Source organism: Streptomyces durocortorensis (genome assembly GCF_031760065.1).
GTDB lineage: Bacteria > Actinomycetota > Actinomycetes > Streptomycetales > Streptomycetaceae > Streptomyces.
Map to the genome: position 1 here is coordinate 3,896,278 of NZ_CP134500.1, position 14,998 is coordinate 3,911,275.

12 protein-coding genes and 1 tRNA gene are annotated in these 14,998 nt (G+C 70.2%); 8 read left to right on the forward strand and 5 right to left on the reverse strand.

What is annotated here, in order from left to right; all coding sequences use genetic code 11:
• The first annotated feature begins 39 nt into the window (after positions 1 to 39).
• The 3 genes from RI138_RS17175 (at position 40) to purM (ending at position 3,935) form a co-directional block, all read left to right on the forward strand.
• The gene (locus RI138_RS17175) at positions 40 to 897 is read left to right on the forward strand and encodes an META domain-containing protein (protein ID WP_398863163.1); all 858 of its coding nucleotides are present in this window, start codon (positions 40 to 42) and stop codon (positions 895 to 897) included.
• 374 nt (positions 898 to 1,271) lie between these two features.
• Entirely contained in the window at positions 1,272 to 2,798 is a 1,527-nt protein-coding gene (gene purF, locus RI138_RS17180; RefSeq protein ID WP_003968043.1) for an amidophosphoribosyltransferase, read from the forward strand.
• Positions 2,799 to 2,861: 63 nt separating this feature from the next.
• Entirely contained in the window at positions 2,862 to 3,935 is a 1,074-nt protein-coding gene (purM, locus tag RI138_RS17185) for a phosphoribosylformylglycinamidine cyclo-ligase (protein ID WP_311120641.1), read from the forward strand.
• Between the two features lie 126 nt (positions 3,936 to 4,061).
• On the opposite strand, the gene RI138_RS17190 is transcribed toward purM, so the two are convergent.
• Together RI138_RS17190 and RI138_RS17195 are read right to left on the reverse strand one after the other, a co-directional pair.
• On the reverse strand, positions 4,062 to 4,319 hold the full coding sequence (locus RI138_RS17190) for a DUF3073 domain-containing protein (protein WP_007447468.1): 258 nt from the start codon (positions 4,317 to 4,319) through the stop codon (positions 4,062 to 4,064).
• Between the two features lie 281 nt (positions 4,320 to 4,600).
• Entirely contained in the window at positions 4,601 to 5,692 is a 1,092-nt protein-coding gene (locus tag RI138_RS17195) for a Leu/Phe/Val dehydrogenase (RefSeq protein ID WP_311120642.1), read from the reverse strand.
• Positions 5,693 to 5,868: 176 nt separating this feature from the next.
• On the opposite strand from RI138_RS17195, the gene RI138_RS17200 reads away from it, so the two are divergent.
• Both RI138_RS17200 and bldC read left to right on the forward strand, forming a co-directional pair.
• Complete coding sequence (locus RI138_RS17200) at positions 5,869 to 6,723, forward strand: hypothetical protein (protein ID WP_311120643.1); 855 nt, start codon at positions 5,869 to 5,871, stop codon at positions 6,721 to 6,723.
• Positions 6,724 to 7,345: 622 nt separating this feature from the next.
• Positions 7,346 to 7,552 (forward strand): developmental transcriptional regulator BldC, encoded by a 207-nt coding sequence (gene bldC, locus RI138_RS17205; protein WP_003949541.1) that lies wholly within the window; start codon positions 7,346 to 7,348, stop codon positions 7,550 to 7,552.
• Positions 7,553 to 8,075: 523 nt separating this feature from the next.
• Here the strand turns inward: bldC and RI138_RS17210 are convergent.
• The 3 genes from RI138_RS17210 to hrpA form a co-directional block, all read right to left on the reverse strand.
• Positions 8,076 to 8,336 (reverse strand): DUF6274 family protein, encoded by a 261-nt coding sequence (locus tag RI138_RS17210; protein WP_311120644.1) that lies wholly within the window; start codon positions 8,334 to 8,336, stop codon positions 8,076 to 8,078.
• 174 nt (positions 8,337 to 8,510) lie between these two features.
• Positions 8,511 to 8,585: transfer RNA gene (locus RI138_RS17215), tRNA-Asp, on the reverse strand.
• Between the two features lie 126 nt (positions 8,586 to 8,711).
• A complete protein-coding gene (hrpA, locus tag RI138_RS17220) occupies positions 8,712 to 12,653 on the reverse strand; it encodes an ATP-dependent RNA helicase HrpA (RefSeq protein WP_311120645.1) in 3,942 nt (1,313 codons plus the stop codon).
• 135 nt (positions 12,654 to 12,788) lie between these two features.
• Between hrpA and RI138_RS17225 the strand changes: the two genes are divergently transcribed.
• From RI138_RS17225 to RI138_RS17235, 3 genes are all read left to right on the forward strand, one after another.
• Positions 12,789 to 13,244 carry a hypothetical protein gene (locus RI138_RS17225; RefSeq protein WP_311120646.1) on the forward strand — a complete coding sequence of 152 codons (456 nt, stop codon included), beginning with the start codon at positions 12,789 to 12,791 and terminating at the stop codon, positions 13,242 to 13,244.
• Positions 13,245 to 13,307: 63 nt separating this feature from the next.
• Entirely contained in the window at positions 13,308 to 14,120 is an 813-nt protein-coding gene (locus RI138_RS17230; RefSeq protein ID WP_311120647.1) for a DsbA family protein, read from the forward strand.
• A complete protein-coding gene (locus RI138_RS17235) occupies positions 14,117 to 14,971 on the forward strand; it encodes a cytochrome c biogenesis CcdA family protein (protein ID WP_311120648.1) in 855 nt (284 codons plus the stop codon). The genes RI138_RS17230 and RI138_RS17235 overlap by 4 nt, the downstream gene beginning before the upstream one ends.
• Positions 14,972 to 14,998: the final 27 nt, after the last annotated feature.

Sequence of the window (14,998 nt, forward strand, 5' to 3'; positions counted from 1 at the left end):
GGCCCCTCGTACCGTCCCATCGCCATGCACACACAACGTATGGCTGTCAGCGTCAGCGTCCTGGCCCTCCTCACCCTCGCCGCCTGCGGTACGGAGCCGGGTTCCGGGTCCGGTTCCGGCGCGGGCTCCGGCGACCGCGGCGACACCGTGCGGAGCGATGTGCCCGTCACGGGGGTGCGGTGGAACGTGGACTCCGTCACCGTCGGGGGCAAGAAGACCGAGGCGCCCGACGGCGCCCGGCTGGAGATCGACCCGAAGGGCCGGGCCACCGCGAACTTCGGCTGCAACCACATCAGCGCCGAGGCCCGTGTCGAGGGCGACCGGATCACCGTGGGCGGGCCCGTCTCCACGCAGATGGCGTGCGAGGAGGACATCGAGGCGTTCGAGAAGGCCGCCACCCGCGCGCTCACCGGCGAACTCACCGCGAAGCTCGCGGGCAAGAAGCTCACCCTCACCACCGGCGGCGGCGACACCGTCGCGCTCAGCGAGCAGCCCGCCGCCGATCTCGTGGGCACCCGTTGGGCGGTGAACACCCTGCTCAGCGGCGAGAGCGCGACCTCCGTCCCGGCCGATCTGCCCCAGGAGCGGACGCCGCACCTCACCTTCCGCGAGAACGGCACGGTCGAGGGCAACTCCGGCTGCAACGCCTTCCACGCCAAGGCCACGGTGAAGGGCGACACGATCACCTTCGGGCCGGTGGCCGGGACCCGCAGGATGTGCCCGAAGGCGGAGATGGAGACGGAGCGCGCGGTGCTCGCCGCCCTCGACGGCAAGGTGACGTACACGATCAAGGGGCAGACGCTCACGCTCACCGCCGCCGACGACAAGGGGATCGCCGCCACGGCCGCGGACGCGGAGGCGAAGGGCGCCCCGAAGACCCCGCGGCAGCACGGCTGACCCCGGCCACAGGCCCCGGCACACCGCGCGTACGGTGTGAGGCTCACCACGAAACGAGCGTTCGGCCAGCGGTCGGGCCGGGGCCCGGGGCCTCACCGAACGCCACGGCCGGGCGGTCGTCACCGGGGCGCGGCCTCCGGTCCGGACGGACGCCCCGACCGGCCGGTAACCGGCTCCGCAGCCGGGCGGCAGGCGCCGGACGCCGACCACGGGGGGCCTGCCCGCCCACCCGCCGCTCACCCTGGGTGACCGGCCGAAGCCCCCCGAAACGCCCTCCCGGCACCGGCCCGCGACGCGTTCCCCGTGCTCCGCCGTGTCCTTGCCGGCCGGTCCCGAATTCGGACCAGTGGTCGATCTCGCCTACACTCGGTGCTGTGCCCCGTGGTGATGGACGACTCAACCACGACCTGCTCCCCGGAGAGAAAGGCCCCCAGGACGCTTGTGGCGTCTTCGGTGTCTGGGCTCCGGGTGAAGAGGTCGCCAAGCTCACCTATTTCGGACTGTATGCCCTGCAGCACCGCGGACAGGAGTCCGCGGGCATCGCAGTGAGCAACGGGTCCCAGATCCTGGTCTTCAAGGACATGGGACTGGTCTCGCAGGTCTTCGACGAAACGTCTCTGGGTTCTCTCCAGGGCCATATCGCGGTCGGTCATGCCCGCTACTCCACCACCGGTGCCTCGGTGTGGGAGAACGCGCAGCCGACGTTCCGTGCCACCGCGCACGGCTCGATCGCCCTCGGCCACAACGGGAACCTGGTCAACACCGCCCAGCTCGCGGAGATGGTCGCCGACCTCCCGCGCAAGGACGGCCGCGCCACCCAGGTCGCCGCGACCAACGACACCGACCTGGTGACCGCGCTGCTCGCCGGTCAGCGCGACGAGGACGACAAGCCCCTCACCATCGAGGAAGCCGCCGCCAAGGTGCTCCCCGACGTCAAGGGCGCCTTCTCCCTCGTCTTCATGGACGAGCACACGCTCTACGCCGCCCGCGACCCGCAGGGCATCCGCCCGCTGGTCCTCGGCCGGCTGGAGCGCGGCTGGGTGGTCGCCTCGGAGTCCGCCGCCCTCGACATCTGCGGCGCCAGCTACGTACGCGAGATCGAGCCGGGCGAGCTCGTCGCCATCGACGAGAACGGTCTGCGCACCTCCCGATTCGCAGAAGCGAAGCCCAAGGGCTGCGTCTTCGAGTATGTGTACCTGGCCCGCCCCGACACCGACATCGCCGGGCGGAACGTCTACCTCTCCCGCGTGGAGATGGGCCGCAAGCTGGCCGCCGAGGCCCCCGTCGAGGCGGATCTCGTCATAGCGACCCCGGAATCCGGCACCCCCGCCGCGATCGGGTACGCGGAAGCCAGCGGCATCCCCTTCGGCGCCGGACTGGTGAAGAACGCCTACGTCGGCCGGACCTTCATCCAGCCCTCGCAGACCATCCGCCAGCTCGGCATCCGGCTCAAGCTGAATCCGCTGAAGGAAGTCATCAAGGGCAAGCGCCTGGTGGTCGTCGACGACTCGATCGTCCGCGGCAACACCCAGCGCGCCCTGGTCAGGATGCTCCGTGAGGCCGGAGCGGCCGAGATCCACATCCGGATCTCCTCCCCGCCGGTCAAGTGGCCCTGCTTCTTCGGCATCGACTTCGCGACCCGCGCCGAACTGATCGCCAACGGCATGACCGTCGACGAGATCTGCACCTCGATGGGCGCCGACTCGCTCTCGTACATCTCGATCGACTCGATGATCGAGGCGACGACGATCGACAAGCCGAACCTCTGCCGCGCCTGCTTCGACGGTGAATATCCGATGGAGCTCCCGGACCCGGAGCTGCTCGGCAAGCAGCTGCTGGAGACCGAGCTGGCGGCGGGCCCCGCGGCGACCGCCGCGGCCGACGCGCTGCGCCGTCCGTGACCCGGACCGGTTCCGCGTCCCTCCCTCCCCAGCCCCGTATCTCCACACGAAAGATCCCAGGCCATGTCTGAGACAACAGGTGCTTCCTACGCGGCGGCCGGCGTCGACATCGAAGCCGGCGACCGTGCCGTCGAGCTGATGAAGGAGTGGGTGAAGAAGACGCAGCGCCCCGAGGTCGCGGGCCTCGGCGGCCTCGGCGGGTTCGCCGGTCTCTTCGACGCCTCGGCGCTCAAGCGCTACGAGCGCCCGCTCCTGGCCTCCGCCACGGACGGCGTGGGCACCAAGGTGGACCTGGCGCGGCAGATGGGCGTGTACGACACCATCGGCCACGACCTCGTCGGCATGGTCGTGGACGACCTCGTCGTCTGCGGCGCCGAGCCGCTGTTCATGACCGACTACATCTGCGTCGGCAAGGTGCACCCCGAGCGTGTCGCGGCCATCGTGAAGGGGATCGCAGAAGGCTGCGTCCTGGCGGGCTGCGCCCTGGTCGGCGGCGAGACCGCCGAGCACCCCGGTCTGCTGGGCCCGGACGACTTCGATGTCGCCGGAGCCGGTACGGGCGTGGTCGAGGCCGACCGACTGCTCGGCCCGGACCGTATCCGCAAGGGTGACGCGGTCATCGCGATGGCGTCCTCCGGTCTTCACTCCAACGGGTACTCGCTCGTCCGCCATGTGGTCTTCGACCGGGCGGGCTGGACGCTGGACCGGCAGGTCGAGGAGTTCGGCCGGACGCTCGGCGAGGAGCTTCTGGAGCCCACCCGGATCTACTCCCTGGACTGCCTGGCGCTCACCCGGACGACCGAGGTGCACGGCTTCAGCCACGTCACCGGCGGCGGCCTGGCGAACAACCTGGCCCGGGTCATCCCGGACGGGCTGCACGCCACAGTCGATCGCTCCACCTGGACGCCCGGCGCGGTCTTCGACCTCGTCGGCAGGGCCGGGAACGTGGAGCAGCTGGAGCTGGAGAAGACGCTGAACATGGGCGTCGGCATGATCGCGATCGTCCCGGCGGACTCGGTGGACGCCGCGCTGACGACCCTGGCCGACCGCGGGGTCGACTCCTGGGTCGCCGGTGAGATCACCGACCGCGGTGACCGCACCACGGGAGCCCAGCTGACCGGCAGCTACGCACGCTAGGACGCATGCCGCGGTGCGCCGGGCGGACGCCCGGCGCACGACGGCCAGCGTGTCCGCTTCCGTGTCGGGACAGCACAGAACCCGGCCCGGGGCAGGCCCGGACCGGGTTGTTGTGTCAGCGCGAGGTCAAGCGCCGCGGCGCTGGGACGAGGGACCGGACTGATCGTCCTGATCCTCGTCATCATCCTGGTTGTAGCGATCCGCGTACTGTGCGTACGGGTCATCTTCCTCGTCGTCGTCCTCGAACGGCTCTGCGTTCGGTGGCTGACTCGAAGGCGATGCGCCCAGCTCATTGGCCAGACGCGACAGGTCCGTCCCGCCGCTGCTGTACTTCAGCTGGCGGGCGACCTTGGTCTGCTTGGCCTTTGCCCGGCCGCGCCCCATGGCTCGACCCCCTCGGTGACGGGGCTCGACGGCCCCAGAGTCTTGACACCCGTTCATGTTTCAGGACGGACTCTCGGCAGAGAGACCGCGCCTGTAGGGCTTTAACGGTACCTGCTTCCGTGGCCATACGGTACGCCGCCCGCATCACGGTCCCCGGCACAGGGCCAGTGAGGAGCCCCGTCCCCGCTGGTCAACTGCGATTTTAACCTCTTGTGGGCGTACGACCCGCCGACCGGCGTGAGTCTTGTCTCGTCGGTCGGCGGGCCGTGACCGCGCCCGGCTCAGCGGCCGCGTGCCTCCGCCATCCGCTGCTCGGCGATCCGGTCGGCCGCCGCGGCCGGCGGAATTCCGTCCTTCTTCGCACGTGCGAATATTTCCAGCGTGGTGTCGAAGATCTTCGCGGCCTTCGCCTTGCACCGGTCGAAGTCGAACCCGTGCAGCTCGTCGGCGACCTGGATCACGCCACCGGCGTTGACCACGTAGTCGGGTGCGTAGAGAACCGACCGGTCGGCCAGGTCCTTCTCCACACCCGGGTGTGCGAGCTGGTTGTTGGCCGCGCCGCACACCACCTTCGCGGTGAGGACGGGCACGGTGGCGTCGTTGAGCGCGCCGCCGAGCGCGCACGGCGCGTAGACGTCCAGGCCCTCGGTACGGATGAGCGCGTCGGTGTCCGCGGCGACCGCGACCTCGGGGTGCAGGTCGGTGATCCGGCGTACCGACTCCTCGCGGACATCGGTGATCACCACGTTCGCGCCGTCCGAGAGCAGGTGCTCGACGAGGTGGTGGCCCACCTTGCCGACGCCGGCGACGCCGACCGTGCGGCCGCGCAGCGTCGGGTCGCCCCACAGGTGCTGGGCCGAGGCGCGCATGCCCTGGAAGACGCCGAAGGCGGTGAGCACCGAGGAGTCGCCCGCGCCGCCGTTCTCGGGGGAGCGGCCGGTGGTCCAGCGGCACTCCCGGGCGACGACGTCCATGTCGGCGACGTACGTGCCGACGTCGCAGGCGGTGACGTAACGGCCGCCGAGAGAGGCGACGAACCGGCCGTAGGCGAGGAGGAGTTCCTCGCTCTTGATCTGCTCCGGGTCGCCGATGATGACGGCCTTGCCGCCACCGTGGTCGAGCCCGGCCAGGGCGTTCTTGTACGACATCCCGCGCGAGAGGTTCAGCGCGTCGGCGACGGCCTCGGCCTCGGAGGCGTACGGGTAGAAGCGGGTGCCGCCGAGGGCCGGGCCCAGGGCGGTGGAGTGGAGGGCGATGACGGCCTTGAGGCCGCTGGCACGGTCCTGGCAGATCACGACTTGCTCGTGGCCCCCCTGGTCCGAGTGGAACAGGGTGTGCAGTGCATCGACAGGCGCGCCGGTCACATCGGTCACTGTGGTGACTCCCAAATAACGAAGCGGCAGGAGGCCCTCCTGAGGGTGGGGAGGACCCCGGACCGACCGGCACGGCCGGTCCGATGGGCAAGAGCGTAAGTCCTCCGGCGGCGCGGATCTGCCCCCGTGCGGAGGATCACCCCCTGGGGGTGTACGGCCGTGACACGATGCGCTGCATGTCGGTGGTGTCTTCGGTGCTCGTCCCTTACGCGTCCTACCTCCGGATCTACGAGCCGCTCGCCGCGTTCGCCGAGCCCGAGCGGAGTCACTGGGCGCGCTACGCGCAGCGCGCGGACCTTCCCACGGCCCAGGACGAACTGCGCCGCTCGCTGGCCGACTTGGTGCCGACGCCGCCGGTGGGGGTGCCCGTGCACGAGAGCGGCGACGCGTTCGTGGCGGAGCTGGACGGGGTGGTGTGCGTCTGCCCGTGGCGCACCCGGCTGCGGGGCTGGCTCGCCCTGGAGGGGCTGGAGGAACAGGGGGGAATGTTTCCGGCCAACGTGCTGGACGCCCTGCTGCCATCGGTGGTGCGCGGCCAGGCGAGGGCGGACCACGAGCGCTGGCAGGCCCGGCACCCGGACGCGCGGCCGTGGATCCGCACCACGGTGTGGCAGGTCCCGGTGCGCTGGTTCGTCCTCTTCCACGACGAGGAGCGGGAGTACGCGGCGGCGGACGGCGAGGGCGCCTGCCCCGTTCTGCGCTACCGCACCCCGATGGTGGAGGCCCGCCGGCGGCTGGCGCGGGCGCTGCGCACGCTGCGCGAGAGCGTCGCCGAGGGCCCGCTGACCGAGGGCCTGGTGGATGTGGGCCGCTGGCTGGAGGAGTTCCATCCGCGCTCGCTGGTCGAGCTCGACTACGGCGGCCTGGTGCACGCGCTGCCGGCGGAGCAGCTGGACGCGGACCGGTCGGCGGCCGACGTGGCGGAGGGGCTCGCCGCGCTCCGGGACGGTGACAGCGAGGCGGCGGGCGCGGCCTACGCGCGGCTGGCGGAGCGCTGGCGGGCGGTTCGGCACCGCCAGTTCACCAATTGACGTGAAAAGACCCACAGCGGCATCAACGTGATGGAACCGGGGCATCCTTCATCCAGGACGAAAGGCGGGGACGCCGACCGAAGGGAGGAGGCAGAACTGACGGGCTGTGAACCGGTGGCCCGTGTGACGCGTGAGGTCTCATGGGGCGAGTGAGGCGGGAGCGTACGCCGCTGGGCCCGGGACCTACGTCCCGAACCGGGCCTTTGTCTCAAGCGTGATGGACAGCACTTACGGGGCCCTTGCGTCCATCCCTACTCCTCATGCCAAAATAGGACAAGGAGTCCGGGGAGGGCTCCTTCTGTCCAAGTAAGGGCAGAATGCTCAGCATTGCACTCTATGGGGGGTCTGACGACTCCTGATCGCTCTGTGACTGATCGTCACTGTGGCGTGACTGTCCGCTATGGCATGGTCCATCGGCTTCCGTCGCTGATGAACACCTGGGAGGGCAATTCCATCGGTTTGGCCGACGTGGCTGGACGGATGGTGTAGTTGTAGTGCCGAGGACAAGCCGTTCGTCCTATAACCGACTCGGCCCGCGTCCGCCATTTCGGGCAACGCGGGTCAAGGTGCAGAATTTAGAGGAAAGAACCGAGAAGGTTCGGTTCTCCCGAGGAGGCCGCTCATGACCGCTCGCACCCCTGATGCCGAGCCGCTGCTGACCCCGGCTGAGGTTGCCACGATGTTCCGCGTGGACCCGAAGACGGTCACCCGTTGGGCCAAGGCTGGCAAGCTCACGTCCATCCGCACGCTCGGTGGACATCGCCGGTACCGCGAGGCAGAGGTCCGCGCACTGCTTGCGGGTATTCCGCAGCAGCGCAGCGAGGCCTGACACACCCCTGCCGCGCAAGCAGCACAGCAGTAACGCAGTACAGCAGCACCATCGGGCAGCTTCCGGGTCCCCCAACCCAGCCGCCCGCCCATAGCTCCACTCGACGGACGCCTGCCCCAACGGGCGTCATACCTGTGTTCTGCGGGTGCGTCGTATCGATCGCGCTGGACTCCGCCGGGTCCAGCGCGATCTTTTTTGTGCCCTCTGCCCGAGCCCTCCGCGGGGCTCCTCAGAACCGGGCGGTCGGTCGGCTTCAGGAGGTCGGCGGGGGCGTTCGTGGGCCTGTGAGCGGGTCTGTGCGGGAGTGTGGGTGAGCGTCCCGGACGCGGTGGGACGGCCCCGGACGGAACGGTCCTCGCGTACTTGCCGCCCTCGTGCAATTGCACATATTAAATTCACCAGTTGTAGGGGAGGCGTAAAATCCCCCGGTCTGAAAACTGATTCGGTGACTACCGTCACACCACGCGATGCTTGCCAACTACGAGCCTGCCACGGTCCGAACGCGGAATCACCCGGCCGATGGTCATGTCGCGGAGGGCCTTTCGGCCCGGCCTCCGTCCCTGTCCCCGTCCCCGCGATCGTCCGGCTGCCCGGCGGCCTCCTGCGGGGCGTCGGAGGGGCTGGTGGGCTCGCTCCGCCCGCCGGGGTCTCCGGGGTCCATGGCGAGGCGCAGCAGGCGGTGGCAGACCGCGCAGTGCCGGGTGAGGTGGCGATAGCCGGAAGCGGCCGCCAGATGGGCGCGCAGCAGCGCGCGGGTCTCGTGTCGTGCTGTGGACGCGGACATACGAGCCACCTCCCGGTGGGCCCGGCCGTCCCCCGCCGTGTGAAGCGCCGGGGTACGCCGAGAAACAGGGACAGCCTCTGCTTCTACGAGGTACCCGCGGCAGGTGCCGCCGTCAAGACGCGGAGCACGACGCGAGAAAGCCCGGATCGAAACGATCCGGGCTTTCTCCTACTGCGGTCCTGACGGGATTTGAACCCGCGGCCTCCACCTTGACAGGGTGGCGAGCACTCCAAACTGCTCCACAGGACCAGGTTTTCGCTGCTTGCCGTGCGGCTTGCTGCGAAACCAGACTGTACAGGAGGGATGAGGTCCAGGTCGACTTCACTCCTGGTGGTGACTCCGTCACCGCCCCGCGGGCCCCGAACGGCGCCCGTGTCAGGGCGCCGCGGCGTCGATCGCCTTCACGATCCGCTTGTCCGAGACGGGGAACGCGGTGCCCAGGGCGTGGGCGAAGTAGCTGACCCGCAGCTCCTCGATCATCCAGCGGATGTCCAGGACCTCCTGCGGCACCGGGCGGCCCTGCGGGAGCTGTTCGAGCAGCCAGGCGTACTCGTCCTGCATCTCGTGGACCTTCGCCATCCGCGTGGTGTCCCGTTGCACGGCCGTCGGCATCTGCTGGAGCCGCCGGTCGGCCGCCACGAGGTAGCGCATCAGGTCCGGCAGCCGGCGCAGACCGGTGGCCGTAACGAAACCGGACGGTACGAGTCGGGCCAGTTGCTCGCGTACGTCGGTGACGTTGGCGACCAGCGTCAGGCTGTTCGTGGACTTCAGCCGGCGCTCGCAGGCCTGCCAGGCGGCCAGGATCTGCTGCACCTGGTCGATCGTGCGGACGGTCAGGTCTACGAGATCGGCGCGGACCTTGTCGTACAGCGTCCGGAACGCCTTCTCGTCCCACGCCGGGCCCCCGTGCGCGGCGATCAGCCGGTCGGCGGCGGCGGTGGCGCAGTCCTCGAAGAGGGCCTGCACCGAGCCGTGCGGATTGCGGGAGAGGGCCAGCTTCTGCTGGTTGGTGAGCCGGTCCGAGGCGAACTTCGCGGGGTGCACCGGGATGTTCAGCATGATCAGCCGCCGGGTGCCGCGCCACATGGCCTGCTGCTGCTCGGCCTCGGTGTCGAAGAGGCGTACGGCGACAGTGTCGCCCTGGTCGACGAGCGCCGGGTAGGCCTTCACCGGCTGCCCGGCCCGACGTGTCTCGAAGACCCTGTCCAGCGCCCCGATCGTCCAGTCCGTGAGGCCGGAGCGCTCGATGGACTCGCCGGACGGTCCCGCGGTCGCCGCGGCGGCCTTGGAGAGCGCCTGGCGGGCCTTCGGGCGCAGCTGGAGCTTCAGCGCCTCCAGGTCCTTGTCCTCGGCGACCTTGCGCCGCCGCTCGTCGACGATCCGGAACGTGATCTTCAGGTGGTCCGGGACCCGGGAGAGGTCGAAGTCGTCGGCCGTGACCGGCACCCCGACCATCCGCTGGAGCTCGCGCGCCAGGGTGACCGGAAGCGGCTCCTGGAGCGGGACGGCCCGGTCCAGGAACTTCTCCGCGTAGTTCGGCGCGGGGACGTAGTGGCGGCGGATCGGCTTCGGCAGCGAGCGGATCAGCTCGGTGACGACCTCCTCGCGCAGCCCCGGGATCTGCCAGTCGAAGCCCTCGGCGGTGACCTGGTTGAGCACCTGGAGCGGTACGTGAACGGTCACGCCGTCCGCGTCCGCGCCGGGCTCGAACTGGTAGGTCACCTTGAACTTGAGCTTCCCCTGCCGCCAGGAGTCCGGGTAGTCGTCCTTGGTGACCGCCCCGGCCTTCTCGTTGATCAGCATGGAGCGCTCGAAGTCGAGGGCGTCCGGCTCCTCGCGCTTCTTGTGCTTCCACCAGGAGTCGAAGTGCGCCCCGGACACGATGTGTTCGGGAATCCGCTGGTCGTAGAAGTCGAACAGCGTCTCGTCGTCCACGAGGATGTCGCGACGGCGGGCGCGGTGCTCCAACTCCTCGACCTCGCCGAGCAGTTTGCGGTTGTCGTGGAAGAACTGGTGGTGCGTGCGCCAGTCGCCCTCGACCAGGGCGTTGCGGATGAACAGATCCCGCGAGGCCTCCTGGTCGATACGTCCGAAATTGACCTTGCGCTGAGCGATGATCGGCACCCCGTAGAGCGTGACCCGCTCGTAGGCCATCACCGCCGCCTGGTCCTTCTCCCAGTGCGGCTCGCTGTACGTGCGCTTCAGCAGGTGCTGGGCCAGCGGCTCGATCCACTCGGGTTCGACCTTGGCATTGACCCGCGCCCACAGCCGGGAGGTCTCCACGAGCTCCGCCGACATCACGAACCGGGGCTGCTTCTTGAACAGCGCCGACCCCGGGAAGATCGCGAACTTGGCGCTGCGCGCGCCCAGGTACTCGTTCTTCTCGGTGTCCTTCAGCCCGATGTGCGACAGCAGTCCGGCCAGCAGCGAGGTGTGCACCGCCTGCTCGGGAACGCCCTCGTCGGCCTTGGGCTCCTCGACGGTGATGCCCATCTGCCTGGCCACCGTACGCAGCTGCGCGTAGATGTCCTGCCACTCGCGGATGCGCAGGAAGTTCAGGTACTCCTGCTTGCACATCCGGCGGAACGAGGACGAGCCGCGCTCCTTCTGCTGCTCGCGGACGTAACGCCACAGGTTCAGATACGCCAGGAAGTCGGACGTCTCGTCCTTGAACCGCGCGTGCTGCTGGTCGGCCTGCGTCTGCTTCTCCGAGGGCCGCTCGCGCGGGTCCTGGATGGAGAGCGCGGCGGCGATGACCATGACCTCGCGGGCGCAGCCGTTGCGGTCGGCCTCGATGACCATGCGGGCCAGGCGCGGGTCGACGGGGAGCTGGGAGAGCTTGCGGCCGAGCGGGGTGAGCCGCTTCTTCGGATCCTTCTCCGCCGGATCCAGCGCCCCGAGCTCCTGGAGGAGCTGGACGCCGTCGCGGATGTTGCGGTGGTCCGGCGGGTCGATGAAGGGGAACTTCTCGATGTCACCGAGCCCGGCCGCGGTCATCTGGAGGATGACGGAGGCCAGGTTGGTCCGCAGGATCTCCGGGTCGGTGAACTCCGGCCGGGTGACGAAGTCGTCCTCCGAGTACAGCCGGATGCAGATGCCGTCCGACGTACGGCCGCAGCGGCCCTTGCGCTGGTTGGCGCTGGCCTGGGAGATCCGCTCGATCGGCAGCCGCTGGACCTTGGTGCGGTGGCTGTAGCGGGAGATGCGGGCGTTGCCCGGGTCGATCACGTACTTGATGCCGGGGACGGTCAGCGAGGTCTCGGCGACGTTCGTGGCGAGGACGATGCGGCGTCCCGTGTGGCGCTGGAAGACGCGGTGCTGCTCGGCGTGCGAGAGGCGTGCGTAGAGGGGGAGCACCTCGGTATGCCTGAGGTTCCGCTTGTTCAGCGCGTCCGCAGTGTCCCGGATCTCGCGCTCACCGGAGAGGAAGACCAGGACGTCGCCGGGGGCCTCGTGGCCCAGTTCGTCGACGGCGTCGCAGATCGCGGTGATCTGGTCGCGGTCGGAGTCCTCTGTGTCTTCGTCGGCCCCCTCCAGCAGTGGCCGGTAGCGGACCTCGACGGGGTACGTCCGCCCGCTGACCTCCACGATCGGCGCCTCGCCGAAGTGGCGCGCGAACCGCTCCGGGTCGATGGTCGCCGAGGTGATGACGACCTTCAGATCCGGACGCTTCGGCAGCAGCCGGGCCAGATAGCCGAGCAGGAAGTCGATGTTCAGCGACCGCTCGTGCGCCTCGTCGATGATGATCGTGTCGTACGCCAGCAGCTCGCGGTCCGTCTGGATCTCGGCGAGCAGGATGCCGTCCGTCATCAGCTTCAGATACGTCGACTCCGGGTTCACCTGGTCGGTGAAGCGCACCTTCCAGCCGACGGTCTCGCCCAGCGGCGTCTTCAGCTCGTCCGCGACCCGCTCCGCGACCGTACGGGCGGCGATCCGGCGGGGCTGGGTGTGCCCGATCATGCCCCGGACCCCGCGCCCCAGCTCCATACAGATCTTGGGGATCTGCGTGGTCTTCCCGGAGCCGGTCTCACCGGCGACGATCACGACCTGGTGGTCGCGTATCGCCTCCAGGATCTCGTCCTTCTTCTGGCTGACCGGCAGCTCTTCCGGATACGAGAGGGCGGGCAGCCGGGCCGCGCGGGCCGCGAGCCGTTCGGCCGCCTTGTCCGCCTCGGCCGCGATCTCGTCCAGCACGGACTGGCGGGCCTCGGGCTTGCGGATGCGGCGCGCCCCTTCGAGGCGCCGGCCGAGCCGGTTCGCGTCGCGGAGCGAGAGCTGTGCGAGCTGGGACTGGAGATCGGCAAAGGAAGTAGACATACGAATCCCAGGATCTCACCCGGGCCCGGGCAGTGGCGACCTCATTTCGCGCGGACTGCGTCACGCGCCACGTACCATTTCGGGCAGTCGAACGCTCAGCCCACCCCGCTCCTGGCGCGAGAAAGGTCCGGTCCCGTGTCCCGTAGACAGTGGTGGAGCCTGGCGGCGCTGCTCGCGGTCGTCGTGGGGCTGCTGTGCGGGCCGGTGGGGGCGGTATCGGCGGCGGAGGACGCGGGGGGAGCCGGGGGAGCAGTCACGGTGACGGCCGCTCCGGCCGACGCCACGACCACTGCCACTGCCAGGGCCGACGCCACTGCCACTGCCACGGCCTCTGCGGTGGCCTACGCGCTGAAGGCCGGCGATCCCGACCCCGGCCCCGGCATTCCGGGCTGTGGGAAGTCGTCCGACCACGACAGCGAGCCCGCCGTCCCCTCCCGGGCTCGTGCCGCGTACGACCAGGCGCCCGGCCTCGCCCCGTGGGGGCTGCCCGTCGCGACGGGCGCGCCGGAGGCCGAGCCGCCGGGGATACGGGCACGCGCCCCGGTCCCGTACACACCGACCCCGGTCGAACTCTCCGTGCTGCGGGTGTAGGCCGGCACCGCCCCGACCCGCGCCCTTTCCCTCTCCTTCCGCACCATCAGCACGGAGTGCCGCATGCCCACGCCCAGCAACGCCAAGTCCGCGAAGTCCGCGAAGCCGACGACCTCCCGCAAGCCCCTGCTCTACGGCGCGGTGGTCGTCCTCGCCGCCGGTCTTCTCGGGTTCGCCTCCTACAAGGCCACCTCCCCCGACGACTCCTCCCGTGACACCGCCGCCACCCCGGCCGCCGAGGTCTCCGCCGACCCGGGCGAGGGCATCTACCCGGAGCTCGCCAAGCTCGCCCGCCGCGACGCGGACGACAAGCTGGCCGTCGGCCGCGCGGACGCCCCCGTCGTCCTGATCGAGTACGCCGACTTCAAGTGCGGGTACTGCGGAAAGTTCGCCCGGGACACCGAGCCCGAGCTGATCGAGAAGTACGTGAAGGACGGAACGCTCCGCATCGAGTGGCGCAACTTCCCGATCTTCGGCGAGGAGTCCGAGAACGCCGCGCGCGGCGCCTGGGCCGCCGGGCAGCAGGACCGCTTCTGGGAATTCCACCGGGCCGCCTACGCCGAAGGGGCGAAGGAGAAGGGCTTCGGCAAGGACCGGGTCAAGGCGCTCGCCGAGGAGGCCGGGGTGAAGGACCTCGACCGCTTCATGAAGGACCTCGACGGCAAGGCGGCCCGCGAGGCGGTCGCGAAGGACCAGGAGCAGGCGTACGGGATCGGCGCCACGTCCACCCCGTCGTTCCTGATCAACGGCCGTCCGATCGCGGGCGCGCAGCCGGAGGAGACGTTCACGCAGGCCATCGAGGCGGCCGCCGAGCAGGCGAAGTCCACGGCGGGGGCCGGAAGCGACAGGGACGCCGGCAAGGGTTCCGACAAGTGACCTCGGACATCGGATACTTCGCGGCCTTCCTCGGCGGGCTGCTCGCCCTGATCAGCCCGTGCAGCGCCCTGCTGCTGCCCGCCTTCTTCGCGTACTCCATCGACTCCACCTCCCGCCTGCTGGCCCGTACCGGCATCTTCTACGCCGGGCTCGCCACCACCCTCGTCCCGCTCGGCGCCGCCGGTTCGTACGCGGGCCGGCTCTTCTACGGCCACCGGGACGCCCTGGTGACGGGCGCGGGCTGGCTGATCATCGCGCTCGGGGTGGCGCAGATCGTCGGCCTCGGCTTCGCCTCGCGGCGCATGGCGGCGCTCAGCGGCCGGATCCGCCCCACCACCGCGTTCTCGGTCTACGCCCTGGGCGCGGTCTACGGTCTGGCCGGATTCTGCGCGGGCCCGATCCTCGGCAGTGTGCTGACCGTGGCGGCGGTCAGCGGCAGCCCGGTCTACGGGGGGCTGCTGCTGGCGGTGTACGCGCTGGGCATGGCGGTCCCGCTCTTCGTGCTCGCCCTGCTCTGGGAGCGCTTCGACCTCGGCCGCCGCGCCTGGCTGCGCGGCCGCACCGTCCGGCTGGGCCGGTTCGAGCTGCACACCACGTCGCTGCTCTCGGGCCTGTTCTTCGTCGGCCTGGGCGCGCTGTTCCTCGCGTACGACGGGACGACGGCGCTGCCCGGCCTGCTGGGCGTCGACGACTCGTTCGCGGTCGAGCAGTGGGCGCAGAAGCTGGGCGAACGGGTGCCGGACGCGGTGCTGCTGGGGGCGGTGGTGCTCGTGGTGCTGCTGGTTCTCGGCGTACGGGCCTGGCGGCGGCGCGAGGCGGACGTACCGGAGGAGGAGTCCGAGAAGGTGTGACACGGCGAAGGCCCCGTCCGGTGGACG